15 protein-coding genes, 5 tRNA genes and 2 pseudogenes are annotated in these 16,175 nt (G+C 70.0%); 7 read left to right on the forward strand and 15 right to left on the reverse strand.

The features are described from left to right. Positions 1–37 precede the first annotated feature (37 nt). Positions 38–781, forward strand: a complete 744-nt coding sequence (gene cofC / locus OHS81_RS09830; protein WP_443058673.1) for a 2-phospho-L-lactate guanylyltransferase — start codon at positions 38–40, stop codon at positions 779–781. A 52-nt stretch (positions 782–833) separates the two neighbouring features. On the opposite strand, the gene OHS81_RS09835 is transcribed toward cofC, so the two are convergent. The 5 genes from OHS81_RS09835 to leuC form a co-directional block, all read right to left on the reverse strand. Next, positions 834–1,037: a hypothetical protein gene (locus tag OHS81_RS09835; protein ID WP_088800250.1), complete on the reverse strand. Its 204-nt coding sequence runs from the start codon at positions 1,035–1,037 to the stop codon at positions 834–836. A gap of 166 nt (positions 1,038–1,203) precedes the next feature. Continuing rightward, on the reverse strand, positions 1,204–1,857 hold the full coding sequence (locus OHS81_RS09840; RefSeq protein ID WP_328384354.1) for an HU family DNA-binding protein: 654 nt from the start codon (positions 1,855–1,857) through the stop codon (positions 1,204–1,206). Positions 1,858–1,982: 125 nt separating this feature from the next. Further along, positions 1,983–2,228, reverse strand: a complete 246-nt coding sequence (locus tag OHS81_RS09845; RefSeq protein ID WP_088800248.1) for a hypothetical protein — start codon at positions 2,226–2,228, stop codon at positions 1,983–1,985. A 136-nt stretch (positions 2,229–2,364) separates the two neighbouring features. Continuing rightward, the gene (gene leuD / locus OHS81_RS09850; RefSeq protein ID WP_328384357.1) at positions 2,365–2,958 is read right to left on the reverse strand and encodes a 3-isopropylmalate dehydratase small subunit; all 594 of its coding nucleotides are present in this window, start codon (positions 2,956–2,958) and stop codon (positions 2,365–2,367) included. A gap of 3 nt (positions 2,959–2,961) precedes the next feature. Beyond that, positions 2,962–4,392, reverse strand: coding sequence for a 3-isopropylmalate dehydratase large subunit (gene leuC / locus OHS81_RS09855; protein WP_328384359.1), 1,431 nt, complete (start codon positions 4,390–4,392; stop codon positions 2,962–2,964). Between the two features lie 174 nt (positions 4,393–4,566). Between leuC and ndgR the strand changes: the two genes are divergently transcribed. Next, positions 4,567–5,283, forward strand: a complete 717-nt coding sequence (ndgR, locus tag OHS81_RS09860) for an IclR family transcriptional regulator NdgR (RefSeq protein ID WP_088800245.1) — start codon at positions 4,567–4,569, stop codon at positions 5,281–5,283. A gap of 188 nt (positions 5,284–5,471) precedes the next feature. Here ndgR and OHS81_RS09865 read toward each other — a convergent pair. Next, a pseudogene (locus OHS81_RS09865) lies at positions 5,472–5,753 on the reverse strand (monooxygenase family protein); the annotation flags it as partial. Here OHS81_RS09865 and OHS81_RS09870 point away from each other — a divergent pair. Further along, a pseudogene (locus OHS81_RS09870) lies at positions 5,753–6,076 on the forward strand (hypothetical protein); the annotation flags it as partial. The pseudogenes OHS81_RS09865 and OHS81_RS09870 overlap by 1 nt on opposite strands. 44 nt (positions 6,077–6,120) lie before the next feature. Here OHS81_RS09870 and OHS81_RS09875 read toward each other — a convergent pair. From OHS81_RS09875 to OHS81_RS09915, 9 genes are all read right to left on the reverse strand, one after another. Beyond that, positions 6,121–6,193: transfer RNA gene (locus OHS81_RS09875), tRNA-Glu, on the reverse strand. A 40-nt stretch (positions 6,194–6,233) separates the two neighbouring features. After that, positions 6,234–6,305, reverse strand: a tRNA-Gln gene (locus OHS81_RS09880). Between the two features lie 16 nt (positions 6,306–6,321). Beyond that, positions 6,322–6,394 (reverse strand) — tRNA-Glu (locus OHS81_RS09885). Between the two features lie 62 nt (positions 6,395–6,456). Beyond that, positions 6,457–6,529, reverse strand: a tRNA-Glu gene (locus tag OHS81_RS09890). Between the two features lie 21 nt (positions 6,530–6,550). Further along, positions 6,551–6,622 (reverse strand) — tRNA-Gln (locus tag OHS81_RS09895). Between the two features lie 88 nt (positions 6,623–6,710). Next, positions 6,711–7,451 (reverse strand): HAD family hydrolase, encoded by a 741-nt coding sequence (locus tag OHS81_RS09900; RefSeq protein ID WP_328384364.1) that lies wholly within the window; start codon positions 7,449–7,451, stop codon positions 6,711–6,713. An 84-nt stretch (positions 7,452–7,535) separates the two neighbouring features. After that, positions 7,536–9,017 carry a glutamate--tRNA ligase gene (gene gltX / locus OHS81_RS09905; RefSeq protein WP_328384366.1) on the reverse strand — a complete coding sequence of 494 codons (1,482 nt, stop codon included), beginning with the start codon at positions 9,015–9,017 and terminating at the stop codon, positions 7,536–7,538. After that, a complete protein-coding gene (locus OHS81_RS09910) occupies positions 9,010–9,783 on the reverse strand; it encodes a fumarylacetoacetate hydrolase family protein (protein WP_328384368.1) in 774 nt (257 codons plus the stop codon). Before OHS81_RS09910 ends, gltX begins: the two co-directional genes overlap by 8 nt. Positions 9,784–9,866: 83 nt before the next feature. Next, positions 9,867–10,058, reverse strand: coding sequence for a hypothetical protein (locus OHS81_RS09915; RefSeq protein ID WP_088800241.1), 192 nt, complete (start codon positions 10,056–10,058; stop codon positions 9,867–9,869). A 590-nt stretch (positions 10,059–10,648) separates the two neighbouring features. On the opposite strand from OHS81_RS09915, the gene OHS81_RS09920 reads away from it, so the two are divergent. The 4 genes from OHS81_RS09920 (at position 10,649) to OHS81_RS09935 (ending at position 15,907) form a co-directional block, all read left to right on the forward strand. Further along, positions 10,649–14,395, forward strand: coding sequence for a sensor histidine kinase (locus tag OHS81_RS09920; RefSeq protein ID WP_328384370.1), 3,747 nt, complete (start codon positions 10,649–10,651; stop codon positions 14,393–14,395). 9 nt (positions 14,396–14,404) lie between these two features. Further along, positions 14,405–14,818 carry a roadblock/LC7 domain-containing protein gene (locus tag OHS81_RS09925; RefSeq protein ID WP_018087200.1) on the forward strand — a complete coding sequence of 138 codons (414 nt, stop codon included), beginning with the start codon at positions 14,405–14,407 and terminating at the stop codon, positions 14,816–14,818. A gap of 104 nt (positions 14,819–14,922) precedes the next feature. Next, on the forward strand, positions 14,923–15,333 hold the full coding sequence (locus tag OHS81_RS09930) for a DUF742 domain-containing protein (RefSeq protein ID WP_030087818.1): 411 nt from the start codon (positions 14,923–14,925) through the stop codon (positions 15,331–15,333). After that, entirely contained in the window at positions 15,314–15,907 is a 594-nt protein-coding gene (locus OHS81_RS09935; RefSeq protein WP_311622770.1) for a GTP-binding protein, read from the forward strand. The genes OHS81_RS09930 and OHS81_RS09935 overlap by 20 nt, the downstream gene beginning before the upstream one ends. The last annotated feature ends 268 nt before the right edge of the window (positions 15,908–16,175 follow it).

Consider the following 16,175-nt stretch of genomic DNA (forward strand, 5'->3'; position numbering starts at 1 on the left):
CCCCGACGCTCCCGGAGAGCGGCGGCAGCAGGTGAGAATGGCGCCGATGCGAAGAGACGGAGCGGATGTGGGCTGGAGCCTGGTGGTACCGCTGAAACCGCTGCTGCAGGCCAAGAGCAGGCTCTCCCGGGCCGCCGGGGAAGAGTTTCGGCCACGCCTGGCCCTCGCGTTCGCCCTGGACACCGTGACAGCGGCGCTGGCCTGCAAGGACGTCCGGGATGTGGCGGTTGTCACGGACGACCGGGTGGCCGGTGAGCGACTGGCGGCGCTGGGCGCGCGCATCGTGCCCGACACACCGGCCGGCGGGCTCAATGCGGCGCTGGCCCATGGCGCGGGCGCGGTCCGGGCGCGTCGCCCGGGCGCGGCGGTCGCCGCGCTGAACGCCGATCTTCCGGCGCTGCGCCCCGCCGAGCTGGAACAGGTGCTCCATTCCGCTTCGCTATTTCCCCGTGCATTTCTCGCGGATGCGGCGGATATCGGGACAACACTTCTGACCGCGGCTTCCGGAGTGGAATTGGAACCGGCATTCGGAGGTGCGTCCCGGGCCCGTCACCTGGCATCCGGGGCACGGGAGATCACCACGCCCACGGTGCCCTCGGTACGCCGGGACGTGGACACCGGCGAGGATCTGCTGGCCGCGCTGGCACTGGGCGTGGGCCCGCACACGGCCCTCCAGGCGCCGCACCTGGCGGGCGGGGCGGGCCGGGCGGCCACGGCCACCGACGCGCCGGACGGCTCATCGCGGCTGCTGCCGCCGCAGGTCAAGGCCTCCGGAGCGTGATCGGGCCAAGCATCCGGAGCGTGATCGGCCAAGGATCCCGGAGCACGACCGGTCAGAGCGTCTGGAGCGTGATCAGGGCGATATGCCGGTCGTCGCCTTCGCCGGTGACGTCGATACGGACCCGCTGACCGGGCCGCAGCAGCAACAGACCGCCGGCGTCGAAGGCCGCCGCGTCGAAGGGCAGCGGGGTGCCGTCGTCCAGCAGCACGCTGCCGGAGCGGGTCTGGGAGTCGTACGTATACGCGGTGGCCTGCATGGGAGAGAGCCTAGACGAGCAGCCCCGGGACCCTCCTCCCGCCCGCGGACCGGGAGAACCGGGGAGGGACCGGGGAGGTGGCCGCCGCCCGAAGGGCCCCGAACGCACCGCGGGCCGGGCTCCCCGAAGGGAGACCGGCCCGACGCGTGGCGTCGCCGCTGCTGAATTACCGCTTGCGTGCGGTGGTCTTCTTGGCGGTGGTCTTGCGTGCGGTGGCCTTCTTCGCGGGGGCCTTCTTCGCCGTCGCCTTCTTGGCCGGGGCGGTCTTCTTCGCGGTGGCCTTCTTCGCGGTGGTCTTCTTGGCCGGGGCCGCCTTCTTGGCGGTGGCCTTCGTGGCGGCCTTCTTCGCCGTCGCCTTCTTCGCCGTGGTCTTCTTCGCCGCGGTGGTCTTCTTCGCCGTGGTGGCCTTCTTCGCCGTCGCCTTCTTCGCGGCGGTCTTCTTGGCGGTGGCCTTCTTGGCGGCGGCCTTCTTGATGGCCGTACCGCCGGTGAGGCTGCCCTTGGGGGCCTTCTTGACCGAGACCTCTCCGCCCTTGGGGAGCTTCTTCGAGCCGCTGACCAGGTCCTTGAAGCCCTGACCGGCGCGGAAGCGCGGCACGGAGGTCTTCTTGACCCGCACGCGCTCACCCGTCTGCGGGTTGCGGGCGTAGCGGGCGGGGCGGTCAACCTTCTCGAACGAGCCGAATCCGGTGACCGAAACGCGGTCGCCGGAGACAACTGAACGGACGATTGCGTCCAGTACGGCGTCCACCGCGTCCGCGGCGTTCTGGCGGCCGCCGAGCTTGTCGGCAATGGCTTCTACGAGCTGCGCCTTGTTCACGTCTTCCCCTTCGGAGACATTGCTGGAACGAAAGTTTCCAAGCTTTTTCGCACGTTAGGCAGATATATACCGCAAATCAAACACGAAACGGGCTAATCACCCTTGTGCCGCAACGAACTCGACCTTCACGGACTTCCGTCGGCGCGCACATCTTCGGGATAACGACCTTCGTCGAGGTCTTCCATGAACCACTCCAGACGCCTTGCCGCGTCCGCAAGATCGTGTTTAGCCGCGGCCGTGATGACGAGCAGCTTCCGGGTCAGCGCCATCCGTACGCCCTCCGGGACTTGCAGTGTGCGCACTCTTGTATGTGCGTCCTTGAGCCGGTCGGCGACGAGACCGTAGAGCTCGAGTTGGTCGTCGCGTTCCATGCGCTAATTGTGCCATCTGCGGCGAGTTGTCGCTTCACGGGGCCTCAACAGCAGCCTCGACAAGCAGAAGCGCCCCCTGCCAACTGCACAGGGGGCGCATCGTACGCAATATAGCTTTGAGCCATAAAACCCGAGGTCAGACCTCGAGGGTACGCGGCTTGAACGACGGCCTGTTCGCCTCGTACTCCACGATGGCCGACTCCTCCCGAAGGGTGAGGCTGATGTCGTCCAGCCCCTCCAGCAGGCGCCAACGGGCGTTCTCGTCCAGCTCGAAATCGGCGCTGACACCCTCGGCGCGTACCTGCCTGCCGACCAGGTCAACGGTCACCTCGGCGGCCGGGTCGGCCTCCACCAGCTGCTGCAGCCGGTCCACGGTCTCCTGCGGCAGGACCACCGTCAGCAGTCCGTTCTTGAGGGAGTTGCCGCGGAAGATGTCCGCGAACCGCGAGGAGATGACGGCCTTGAAGCCGTAGTTCTGCAGCGCCCAGACGGCGTGCTCACGCGAGGAGCCGGTGCCGAAGTCGGGGCCGGCCACCAGCACCGTGGCACCCTGGTACCGCTCCTGGTTGAGGACGAACTGCGGGTCCTTGCGCCAGGCCTCGAACAGCCCGTCCTCGAAGCCGTCGCGGGTGACCTTCTTCAGCCAGTGAGCAGGGATGATCTGGTCGGTGTCGACATTGCTGCGGCGCAGCGGGACGGCCCGCCCGGTGTGGGTGGTGAAAGCTTCCATGGTTCAGACTCCCGCGGGCGTGGCGATGGCTGCATCGGACAGATCGGCCGGTGAGGCCAGATGGCCGAGAACCGCCGTTGCGGCGGCAACCTGGGGCGAGACCAGGTGCGTCCGCCCGCCCTTGCCCTGCCGGCCCTCGAAGTTGCGGTTGGAGGTGGACGCGGAGCGCTCACCGGGCGCCAGCTGGTCGGGGTTCATGCCCAGGCACATCGAGCAGCCCGCATGCCGCCATTCGGCGCCCGCCGCGGTGAAGACCTTGTCCAGCCCCTCGGCGACGGCCTCCAGCGAGACCCGGACCGAGCCGGGCACGATCAGCATCCGCACGCCGTCGGCGACCTTGCGGCCCTGAAGGATCGAGGCCGCGGAGCGCAGGTCCTCGATGCGGCCGTTGGTGCACGAACCTACGAAGACCGTGTCCACGTTGATCTCGCGCAGCGGCTGACCCGCCGTCAACCCCATGTACTCCAGGGCCTTTTCGGCGGCGTAGCGCTCCGAGGCGTCCTCGTACGAAGCCGGGTCGGGGACGCTCGCCGAAAGCGGTGCGCCCTGGCCGGGGTTGGTGCCCCAGGTGACGAACGGGGCCAGTGCGGAGGCGTCGATGTGCACCTCGGCGTCGAAAACCGCGTCGTCGTCGGTGCGCAGCGTCTTCCAGTAGGCGACGGCGGCGTCCCAGTCCTCGCCCCGGGGCGAGTGGTCGCGGCCCTGCAGGTAGTCGAAGGTGGTCTGGTCGGGGGCGATCATGCCCGCCCGCGCACCCGCCTCGATCGACATGTTGCAGATGGTCATCCGGGCTTCCATCGACAGTTTCTCGATGGCCGGGCCGCGGTATTCCAGGACGTAGCCCTGGCCGCCGCCGGTGCCGATCCTGGCGATGATCGCCAGGATGAGGTCCTTGGCGGTCACGTCCTCGGGCAGCTCACCGTCGACGGTGATCGCCATGGTTTTGAAGGGTGCCAGGGGCAGCGTCTGGGTGGCCAGGACGTGCTCGACCTGGCTGGTGCCGATGCCGAAAGCCAGCGCGCCGAAGGCTCCGTGGGTGGAGGTGTGACTGTCACCGCAGACCACCGTGGTGCCGGGCTGGGTCAGTCCCAACTGCGGTCCCACGACGTGGACAACGCCCTGCTCGACATCGCCCAGCGGGTGCAGCCGGACGCCGAACTCCGCACAGTTCTTGCGCAGCGTCTCCAGCTGGGTGCGCGAGACCGGGTCGGCGATCGGCTTGTCGATGTCGAGGGTGGGGGTGTTGTGGTCTTCGGTGGCGATGGTCAGGTCCGTGCGGCGCACCGGGCGGCCGGCCTTGCGGAGGCCGTCGAACGCCTGCGGGCTGGTGACCTCGTGCAGCAGGTGCAGATCGATGAAGAGAAGGTCGGGCTCGCCTTCCGCGCGCCGGACGACATGGTCGTCCCAGACCTTCTCCGCGAGTGTCCGTCCCATCGCTTTCCCTCCGGCCGGCCGCATCGCCGGCCTTTCTCGTCCGTGCGCGATGCCCGCAGAAGTCCCCCTGCCGGGCCTTACGCCGGGCCCTGGTCCAGGGCCACACCTACAGATTGACGACTTCCCCGGAAAATTGAACTTGCGTTTCACAGTGTGAGACGCGAGTATCGTTTCATGGACAACTCTAGCGGCGTCGGCGTTCTCGACAAGGCAGCTCTGGTTTTGAGCGCTCTGGAGTCCGGTCCGGCCACCCTCGCCGGGCTGGTCGCGGCGACAGGGCTTGCACGGCCCACGGCCCACCGGCTGGCCGTGGCTCTGGAACACCACCGGATGGTGGCGAGGGACATGCAGGGCCGGTTCATCCTGGGCCCCCGCCTGTCCGAGCTGGCCGCGGCGGCCGGCGAGGACCGCCTGCTGGCCACGGCCGGCCCGGTGCTCACGCACCTGCGCGACGTGACGGGCGAAAGCGCCCAGCTCTATCGACGGCAGGGCGATATGCGGATCTGCGTGGCGGCGGCGGAACGGCTGTCCGGATTGCGGGACACCGTCCCGGTCGGCTCCACACTCCCCATGAAGGCGGGCTCGGCCGCCCAGATCCTGATGGCCTGGGAGGAGCCCGAGCGGCTGCACCGCGGTCTGCAGGGCGCGCGCTTCACGGCCACCGCCCTCTCCGGCGTACGGCGCCGCGGCTGGGCCCAGTCGATCGGCGAGCGGGAGCCGGGCGTGGCTTCGGTCTCCGCCCCCGTACGCGGCCCCTCCAACCGCGTGGTGGCCTCCGTATCGGTCTCCGGCCCGATCGAGCGGCTGACCCGCCACCCCGGCCGGATGCACGCCCAGGCGGTCATCGACGCGGCAGCCCGCCTCTCCGAGGGCCTGCGGCGAAACGGCTGAGTACCCCGCAGCGGGACGGGACGGGGCAGGGGCCGCTGTCGGCCGCGGTCACGACGACGGAAAAGCCCGAGCACCGGCTGAGTACCCCGCAGCGGGACGGGACGGGGCAGGGGCCGCTGTCGGCCGCGGTCACGACGCCGAAAAAGGGGTGGCCCCGTGCGGACGGTCCGCGCGGGGCCCCCGGACGCTCAGGCCGCCATCCGGTCCGCGGCCCGCTCCCCGCGGCGGCCGACCGGCACCGTCCCCCGTGCCTCCCCCAGCCCGGACGACGGCATATTGACGTAGATGCTCTGGTACGAGCCCGCCGGGACGACGAAGGTCTCGTACCAGAGGCCCGCCTTGCCGCGCCCCTCGCGCACCCGCCGGTTGAACGCCGCCCAGGCCGGCCGGTGCCCGCCGCCCTGGTCCGCGGCGTACACCAGCAGCTTCTCCATCGACTCCCAGTACCGGATGACGCCGAGGTCCCTGGGAGCATCTGCGCCGGCTACGGCTCGTCCGGGCCCTGATCCAGGCCGGCCGGGTCCCGGTGACCACCGCCCGCGAGGTCCTGGCCGCCATCGCGGCACTGCACCGCCTCGACCACGCCTGCGACACCGCGCATCTGCTGCCGTACGCGCGCCAGGCGGAACAACTCGCCGTCGCGGACCTGGACCTGCTGCGGGAGTTCGAGACGCCGGAGGGGCAGGTGGAGGCGGCGGTGGCGCTGACCGTGCTCTACGAGCCGGTGCTGCTGAGCCTGCGCCGGCCGGCCGAGCCGGAGGAGCCCAACCGGCGCTTCGGCAGCGGAAGTTGACACGAAGAAGCCCCCCGCATGATGCGGGGGGCTTCTCCTTCTTGTACCCCCGACCGGATTCGAACCGGCGCTACCGCCTTGAGAGGGCGGCGTGCTAGGCCGCTACACAACGGGGGCAAGTTTTCCTGCAGTTGACGTGTCCCGAGGACACACTGCGCTGGGCTACCAGGACTCGAACCTAGACTAAATGAACCAGAATCACTCGTGCTGCCAATTACACCATAGCCCATGGTGGTTTAGACCAGTACCCCCGACCGGATTCGAACCGGCGCTACCGCCTTGAGAGGGCGGCGTGCTAGGCCGCTACACAACGGGGGCCCTAGCGATCCTGCATGAACGACAGTGGGTGCGACCCGGACTGTCCCCCTGGGAAGGATCTGTACCCCCGACCGGATTCGAACCGGCGCTACCGCCTTGAGAGGGCGGCGTGCTAGGCCGCTACACAACGGGGGCCTTGCAGATGAGCTCTGCGAGCTGGCCTACCAGGACTCGAACCTAGACTAACTGAACCAGAATCAGTCGTGCTGCCAATTACACCATAGGCCATCAAAGCGCAACCCCCCGTGGGGGGCTTGATTTGATCTGCGCTTTCCGGCCGGGCCTTTCGGCCCTCTCGGGCGGCGCAGGAAGAACATTACCTGATCGTGGACGGCGCACCAAAACCGATAGTTCCGCGCAACAGCTCGGGGAGCTCCGCCAGACTCGCGATCCGCCGCACCCCCGGCGGCCGCTCCTCCCCCGCCTCCTTCCCAGTGCCCGCACGGTCCAGCCATACGGCTCCCAGCCCGGCATCCCGGGCACCGAGCGCGTCGATATCGAGCTTGTCGCCCACGTAGACCACGTCGCCGGGCGTTAGGCCAAGCGCCTTACAGGCGGCGTGGAATGCCTCCGCGGCCGGCTTTGCGTACCCCAGTTCATCGGCACAGAGCACCGCCTCGAAAGACTCGCGGATCCCGAGGACGGCCAGCTTGCGCTCCTGGTTGGCGGTGGCGGCGTTGGACAGCACCGCCTGCCGTACCAGCGGCGCCAGCGCCTCCAGTACGGGCACGGAATCCGGGAAGAGGACCCAGGACGCCTCGTAGTGGGCGATGTACCGGCCGAACCATGCGTCGGCCTCCGCGTCGGAGAGGAGCGGGGTCCCCAGAAACGTCCGGGCGCGGGCCCTGCGGTGATCGAGAAAGCCCACCTCGCCGGCGAGGAAACGGGCGAACTCGGTCTCCATGACCGTCCGCCAGCGCTCCAGTGCCGCCTCCTCGCCACCGTGGGCGGCGAGGAGCCCTTCGGCCCGGAGGTGGCGCAGCGCACCCGCCCGGTCCGAGCCGGTGTAGTCGAAGAGGGTGTCGTCGAGGTCCCACAGGACGGCGCGCACGGGCATAGGGGCAAGGTAGCCGAGCGCTGCCGGACAGGCGACGGGCCCGGACGCCGTACGGCGTCCGGGCCCGTGGGCACTGCTACCGGGTCAGCCGGCCAGCTTGGCCAGTGCCGCGTCGATGCGCTGGAGGGTGCGCTCCTTGCCCAGGATCTCCAGGGACTCGAAGAGGGGCAGGCCGACCGTGCGGCCGGTGACCGCGACCCGGACGGGGGCCTGTGCCTTGCCGAGCTTGAGGCCGTGCTCCTCGCCGGCGGCCAGGACGGCCTCCTTGAGGGGCTCGGGGCCGGACGCCCAGTCGGCGGCGTCGAGCCTGGCGCGGGCCGTGGTGAGCAGCGCGACCGGGTCGCCCTTCATCGCCTTCGTCCAGGACGCCTCGTCCTCGACCGGCTCCTTGCGGAACAGGAAGTCGACATTGGCGGTGATGTCGGAGAGGACGGTGAGCCGGGTCTGGGCGTGCGGGGCGATGGCCTGCCAGGCGGCCTCGTCGAAGTCCCCGGGCTCCCAGTTGGCGTGCGGGGCCTTCAGCCAGGGCTCGCAGGCCGTGATGAAGTCCTTCACGTCCAGCTGCCGGATGTGGTCGGCGTTGATCGCCTCGGCCTTCTTCAGGTCGAAGCGGGCCGGGTTGGCGTTGACGTCCGCGATGTCGAACTTCTCGATCAGCTCGGCGACCGAGAAGAGGTCCTGGTCCGCCGAGAAGGACCAGCCGAGCAGCGCAAGGTAGTTGAGCAGGCCCTCGGGGAGGAAGCCGCGCTCGCGGTAGAGGTTGAGGTTCGCCTGCGGGTCGCGCTTGGAGAGCTTCTTGTTGCCCTCGCCCATGACGTACGGCAGGTGGCCGAAGGCCGGGACGGTCTTGGCGATGCCCAGCTCGATCAGCGCCTTGTACAGCGCGATCTGGCGGGGGGTGGAGGAGAGCAGGTCCTCGCCGCGCAGGACGTGGGTGATCTCCATCAGCGCGTCGTCGACGGGGTTGACGAGGGTGTAGAGGGGCGCGCCGTTGGCACGGACGATGCCGTAGTCCGGAACGTTCTCCGGGGTGAAGGTCAGCTCGCCGCGCACCAGGTCGGTGAAGGTGATCGGCTCGTCGGGCATCCGGAAGCGGACGATGGAGGTACGGCCCTCGGCCTCGTACGCGGCCTTCTGCTCGTCGGTGAGCGTGCGGCAGGTGCCGTCGTAACCGGAGGGGCGGCCGGCCTTGCGGGCCGCCTCGCGGCGGTCGTCCAGCTCCTCGGTGGTGCAGTAGCAGTGGTAGGCGTGGCCGGCGGCGAGGAGCTTTTCGGCGATGTCCTTGTAGAGGTCCATGCGCTGCGACTGGCGGTAGGGCGCGTGCGGGCCGCCGACCTCGGGGCCCTCGTCCCAGTCGAAGCCGAGCCAGTGGAAGGAGTCCAGCAGCTGCTGGTAGGACTCTTCGGAGTCGCGGGCCGCGTCGGTGTCCTCGATCCGGAAGACCAGGGATCCCTTGTTGTGCCGTGCGTAGGCCCAGTTGAACAGGGCGGTACGGATCAGGCCGACATGGGGGTTACCGGTCGGGGAGGGACAGAAACGGACGCGGAGGGGGGTCGCGTTAGCCACGCTTGATCACCTTGTTGGTGAGAGTGCCGATGCCTTCGATGGTGACGGCGACCTCGTCGCCGACGTTGAGCGGGCCGACCCCGGCCGGGGTGCCCGTGAGGATGACATCGCCCGGGAGCAGGGTCATCGCCTCGGTGATGTGGACGATCAGGTCCTCGACCCGGCGGACCATGTCGCTGGTGCGGCCGAGCTGGCGCTGTTCGCCGTTGACCGTGCACTGGACGGCGAGGCCGGCGGCGATGTCCTCGGGGGTGAGCCCGGTCTCGATCCAGGGGCCGAGCGGGCAGGAGGTGTCGAAGCCCTTGGCCCTGGCCCACTGCTTCTCACGCTGCTGCACATCGCGTGCGGTCACGTCGTTGGCGCAGGTGTAGCCGAGGATGACGTCCTTGGCGCGCTCGCGGGGCACCTCCCGGCACATGCGGCCGATCACGACGGCGAGCTCCGCCTCGTGGTGCACCTCCTGGGAGAAGGAGGGGTACGCGATGGGGTCGCCGGGGCCGGTCACCGAGGTGGACGGCTTGAAGAAGGTGACCGGCACGTCCGGGACGGCGTTGCCCAGCTCGGCGGCGTGATCGGCGTAGTTGCGGCCGATCGCCACGACCTTGTTGGGCAGGACCGGCGGCAGCAGCCGGACCTTGTCGAGGGGGACCTTCTGGCCCGAGCGCTCGAATTCTGCGAAGGGATGCCCCTTGATGACGTCGAGTTCGTCGCCTTCGAGGACGCCGAAGCCGACGTTGCCGTCGATGGAGAATCTGGCGATGCGCACGGGTTGCCGCTGCCCCTCAATTGATCACTGGCCGGAGTTGACACTCCAGGCTATCGCGGGGCCGCTGCCGATCCGGTGACGTATTACGCCGGGACGTCCTGCGCGGGCGCGTCCATCAGGACGGTGCGGCGGGGATTGGCGGTCTGGGCCGGCAGGTCGACGGTGTGCTCCGGTGCCTGGAGTGCCTCGGTGCCGAGCTCGCCGGCGTCGTTGAGGTGAGCCAGGGTGGTGCGCCGCGGGTTGGCTATGTTGCGGAACATCGTCGTCGTCTTCACTGCTGCTTGCCTCGCGTCATCAAAGGTCGGGAAAGGGCCTGCGGAAAGCTGCCTTGTCACATCGGGCAACTGTGTAAAGCGTCAGGCTATGCACGCCATTCCCTGCGAAGTGCTGGGAAACTCAATGATCTTCCTGTGAGTTTGCTCACGAACTGTGCGACAAATGCCGCATTTCCCATGATCAACATCCCTGGGCGAAACGGACAATGGCGGATTGAACTGCACGTTCCGCTCCCGATCACCGCACCTGGGACAGCCGCTGCAGGCGAACGACTCGCGGACAAAAGTCCGTTATGAACAGGGGTACGTTCTACAAGTCGTGACGCGCTCCGTACATTGCGTCACCCACGTCACAGTGCGCGGTTCCGCTCTTGTTGGAGATCCTGCACTGTGCTGGAATTCCACGGACCGCCGCACGTTTCAGCCGGCGCGCAGGGCGCAACGTAGCGCCGCGCGGTGGTGCCGCTCTCTCGGCCAGAGAGGGCAGCCCGCCGGTCACTCACGACCGCCATGGGGGACTCAGCGGTCCCCCATACGACTCGACACCGTCCCGCCGAGGCGGGACGCCTGGTCCAGAGGTTGCGACGCTAGTGCAGGGACGTTTCAAGAGGGATGGCAGCGCTGCGGCGGACCCGGAGCTGCGCGGCGGGACAGACCGCGCCTCCTCGCCCCAGCGCGCCCAGAGCAACGGTTTTGCGGGGGGCACTCTGCCCGTCGACGGAGGCGGTCAGGCGCCGGGCAATGACGCCGCGGACAGTGGCAAGGCCAAGGCGCAGAAGGACGCCGGCGGCCCCGGTTCGCGAATAGCGTTGCGCAACTGGCGCATCAGCACCCGCCTGGTGTCCCTGCTCGCGCTTCCCGTGGTCGCCGCGACCACGCTGGGCGGCATGCGCATCGACACGTCGCTGGACAACATCGACCAGCTCGACAAGATGCAGCTGCTGACCGAGATGACCCGGCAGGCGACCGAGCTCGCCGACGCGTTGCAGGTGGAGCGGGACAAGTCGGCCGGTCCGCTGGCCGGCAGCGGCAACTCCAAGGACGATGCGAACGTCGTCGCGCCCCGTGAGGCGACCGACCGCGCCAAGCTGTCGTTCAACCAGGCCACCGGTGACATCCAGGGCCAGGACGCCACGATGGCCGGTGTCCGGGCGACCGTCCTGGAGATCGGCCGCCAGCTCAACACCCTCAACGAGATCCGTGCGAACTCCTACAAGGACGGCGACAACGCCGCGCGGACCGTCACCAGCTACAACCAGCTGATCAACTCGCTGCTCTCGCTGTCCCAGGACATGGCGCAGGCGACCAGCAACCCGGAGATGATCCGCAGTACCCGTGCGCTGGCGGCGTTCTCGTCGGCCAAGGAGTACGCGTCGATCCAGCGCGCCCTGGTCAGTGCCGGTCTCGCCCACAAGGGCGGCCCCCAGCTGTCCTCCAACGACCGGCTGGCCGGCCGTAACGCCGAGGACAGCGAGAAGGCGGCCCGCGACCGCTTCTCGCAGATCTACACCAACAACGCCGGCGCGCTCACCCGCGGTCTGGACGGCAACAACGACGAGATCAAGGCCGCGGTCGCCTTTGCGCACCGCGCCTTCGCCAGCGGTTCCGGCATCCGCAGCCAGGACTACCGCTACCTCGACTGGTACGACTCCGACACCGTCAAGATCGACGAGATGTCGCGGATCGAGACCACGCTGCTCTCGGAGATGGAGCAGAAGTCCCGTGAGCTGCGCAACGAGGCCACCCAGTCCGCGATCATCAGCGGTGCGCTGATCCTGCTCGTCCTCGGCGTCTCGCTGGTCGGCGCGTTCGTCGTGGCCCGGTCCATGGTCCGCTCGCTGCGCCGGCTGCAGGACACCGCGCAGAAGGTCGCCCAGGACCGGCTGCCCGAGCTCGTCAAGCAGCTGTCCGAGTCCGACCCGCAGGACGTGGACACCTCCGTGCAGTCGGTCGGTGTGCACAGCCGGGACGAGATCGGCCGGGTGGCCGCGGCCTTCGACGACGTGCACCGCGAGGCGGTCCGCCTCGCCTCCGAGCAGGCGCTGCTGCGGGGCAACGTCAACGCGATGTTCACCAACCTCTCGCGCCGTTCGCAGGGCCTCATCCAGCGTCAGCTCTCGCTGATCTCCGAACTGGAGTCCCGCGAGGCCGACCCGGACCAGCTGTCCTCCCTCTTCAAGCTCGACCACCTCGCCACCCGCATGCGCCGTAACGGTGAGAACCTCCTGGTCCTCGCGGGTGAGGAGCCGGGGCGCCGGTGGACGCGGCCGGTGCCGCTGGTCGACGTGCTCCGCGCCGCCGCCTCCGAGGTGGAGCAGTACGAGCGGATCGAGCTCAACGCCGTTCCGCAGACCGAGGTCGCGGGCCGGGTCGTCAACGACCTCGTGCACCTCCTCGCCGAGCTGCTGGAGAACGCCACCTCGTTCTCCTCGCCGCAGACCAAGGTCAAGGTCACCGGTCACGCGCTGCCCGACGGGCGGGTGCTGGTCGAGATCCACGACACCGGTATCGGTCTGTCGCCCGAGGACCTGTCGGCGATCAACGAGCGGCTGGCCAGCCCGCCGACCGTGGACGTCTCGGTGTCCCGGCGGATGGGTCTGTTCGTGGTCGGCCGGCTGTCGCTGCGGCACGGCATCCGTATCCAGCTGCGGCCCTCCGACTCCGGCGGCACCACCGCACTGGTCATGCTGCCGGTCGATGTCGCCCAGGGCGGCAAGAAGCCGGCGCCGAGCAACGCCAAGGCCGGCGGCGACCACGGTGGCGGGCAGTCCAGCCGGCTCGCGGGGCTGCAGCCGCGCGGACAGGTCGGTTCGGGCCCCTCGGCCGGCGGGCGCCCCGCGCTGCCCGGCCGCGGCGGGCCCGGCGGCGGTGCGCCGAACGCCTTCGGTGCCCCGGCACCGGCCGGCCGTACGGCGCCTCCCGGCGCGGGCTCGCCCGGCGCCCCGGCGCGCGGCGGCGACGCCCGCCCGGTCGCCGGCCGTCCCGGCGACTCGCGTCCCTCGCTGCCCACCCGCGGCGCGGACAGCGGCCCGGCGCCCACCGTGGCACCGCCCACCGGCGCACCGCGCCGTGCGGAGCGTCCGCAGCTTCCGGCCCGGGGTCCCGCTGCCGAACTGCCGGGCGGTTCTCCGGCCGGCGGCCAGGGCGGCCAGGGCACTGCGCAGCCGGGCGGTACGAGCTGGGGTGCGCGCCGTGAGCGCGGCGGCTCCGACGACTGGCCGCTGACGCCCCGCGAGCCGCAGGACCGGCCCCGTGGCCACGAGGAGCCGGAGAACACCGGCAGCTTCGAGCGGCCCGCGCCGAGCGGCGGCCCCGGTGACACCGCGGCGTTCGCCCGTCCCGACTTCAACGGTCCGCCGCCCGCCGCGGACGGCTCCCAGGGCGGACACGGCCGGCCCGGCGCGCGTCCGGCCGGCCGGGCCGCGGGCAACGAGCGTGGCGACACCGGACAGTTCGCCGTGCCGGACACCGACGCGGGCCGGCCCGACACGGGTGGGCGCGAGACGGGCCGGTACGAGACGGATCGGTACGACGCCGGCCAGTACGACACCGGCCAGTACGAGACGGGCCAGTTCCCGCAGTCCGGCAGCGACACCGGGCAGTACGAGCGGCCCGGCAGCAACACCGGCCAGTACCAGCGGCCCGACAGCGACACCGGCCAGTACGAGCAGCCCGGCAGCAACACCGGCCAGTACCAGCGGCCGGACGCCGACCGCGGTGCGTACGCCGACGAGTCGCAGGGCACCGGGCAGTTCCCGGCGCCGCAGCCGCAGGAGGGCGGTGCGCCGTCCGCCGATGTGCTCGGCAACGCGGACGCCGGTCCCGGCGACGGCCGTACGCCGATCTTCGACACCATCGAGTCCAACTGGTTCAACACCCCCGCGGCCGCCGCTGCCGGGGTGCCGCCCCAGGGTGACGCCGAGCCCGAGGCCCCGCGGCTGCCGCGCCGCGGATCCGCCCAGGACGGCGAGGCACGCGGTGGCGCCCGCGGCGAGGCACCGGTCAACGGCGCCCGCAACGCGGCGCCCGCCGAGGCCACGCAGTGGCGCAGCTCGCCGAACGACGAGACCTGGCGGCAGGCGGAGCAGATCCGCCAGCCCGCCGCGGGCGGCATCACCACCTCCGGACTGCCCCGCCGGGTCCCGCGCGCGAACCTCGTCGCGGGCACCGCGCAACAGCAGTCCACGCAGAGCGGTCCGCAGGTCTCGCGTGCGCCCGGCGATGTGCGGGGGCGGCTGACCAATCTCCGTCGGGGTATCCAGCAAGGCCGGCAGGCCGGGACGTCGTCCACCGGCAATCACGGCATTGTCGATCCCACACACCAGCAGGAGCGTTAGTTGAGTCCGATGAGCCAGGCGGCGCAGAATCTGAACTGGTTGATCACCAACTTCGTGGACAACACCCCAGGGGTGTCGCACACGGTGGTGGTCTCCGCGGACGGACTGCTCCTCGCGATGTCCGAAGGCTTCCCCCGCGACCGTGCCGATCAGTTGGCGGCGGTGGCCTCCGGCCTGACCTCGCTGACCTCCGGCGCGTCCCGCATCTTCGAGGGCGGGACGGTGAACCAGACCGTTGTGGAGATGGAGCGGGGGTTCCTCTTCATCATGTCCGTCTCGGACGGATCGTCGCTGGCCGTGCTCGCGCACCCCGAGTGCGACATCGGCCTGGTCGGCTACGAAATGGCGCTGCTGGTCGATCGCGCAGGCACGGTCCTGACGCCCGATCTGCGCGCCGAACTGCAGGGCAGCCTGCTGCACTGAAGCGGCGCCCGCAGCGCCGCACCGTTCAGCACCCAACCACCCATGTGCCGCACCCCCCACCGGCCCAACCCGACGACACGTCAGTTGTCCCGCCCGGAGGACCCATGACCCCGCCACCTGCCACTTCCGGCCCGTACGGCGCCTACAGCCAAGCGCCGTACGGGAGCGAAGGTGACCAGCCGCTGGTGCGCCCGTACGCCATGACCGGAGGCCGGACCAGGCCGCGCTACCAGCTCGCCATCGAGGCGCTGGTCAGCACGACCGCCGACCCCTCTCAGCTGCCCGGGCTGCTGCCCGAGCACCAGCGGATCTGCCACCTGTGCCGTGAGGTGAAGTCGGTTGCCGAGGTCTCCGCGCTGCTCCACATCCCGCTGGGTGTGGCGCGGATTCTGGTCGCGGACCTGGCAGAGGCCGGCATGGTGGCGATCCACCAGCCCGGCGGCAGCGGTGAGGCCGGCGGTACGCCGGACGTGACCTTGCTCGAGAGGGTGCTCAGTGGACTTCGCAAGCTCTGACAGCAGCTCCGACGGGAACGGAACCCGCGCCACCACCTCCGCCAAGATCGTGGTGGCGGGCGGCTTCGGCGTGGGCAAGACCACGTTCGTCGGAGCCGTCTCAGAGATCAATCCGCTGCGCACGGAGGCCGTGATGACCTCCGCTTCGGCGGGGATCGACGACCTCAGCCACGTCCAGGACAAGACCACGACGACCGTGGCGATGGACTTCGGCCGGATCACCCTGGACCAGGACCTGATCCTGTACCTCTTCGGTACGCCGGGCCAGGACCGTTTCTGGTTCATGTGGGACGACCTGGTCCGCGGTGCCATCGGCGCCGTGGTGCTGGTCGACACCCGCCGGCTGGCCGACTGCTTCGCCGCGGTCGATTACTTCGAGAACAGCGGCCTGCCGTTCGTCGTCGCCCTCAACGGCTTCGAGGGGTATCAGCCGTACACGCCGGACGAGGTGCGTGAGGCACTGCAGATCGGCCCGGGGGCCCCGATCATCACGACCGACGCCCGGCACCGCAGCGAGGCCAAGAGCGCGCTCATCACGCTCGTGGAGCATGCGCTGATGGCCCGGCTGCAGTAGCGCGCAGACGGCCCGCTCCCGCACCGGGAGCGGGCCGCAGGGCAGTTGTCACCGGCAGGGGCGTTCCCCCCTGCCCGGGCCGGGTTCCCGGCATCCGTGAGTGGATCTGTGTCCTTCGACACGCCACCGAATTTGCTTCATAACGTTTCGACAGTGAATCAGCGGGCTTTCGACACCCCGCGCGCATGCCCGGCTTCGCTGCGCTCACAGATCTCCTGCATTTTGGCGCCGCTCGCCCTTAACGCCCCTTTTATCTCAGGCCCTTTCG

The organism is Streptomyces sp. NBC_00400 (assembly GCF_036048035.1).
Taxonomy (GTDB): Bacteria; Actinomycetota; Actinomycetes; order Streptomycetales; family Streptomycetaceae; genus Streptomyces.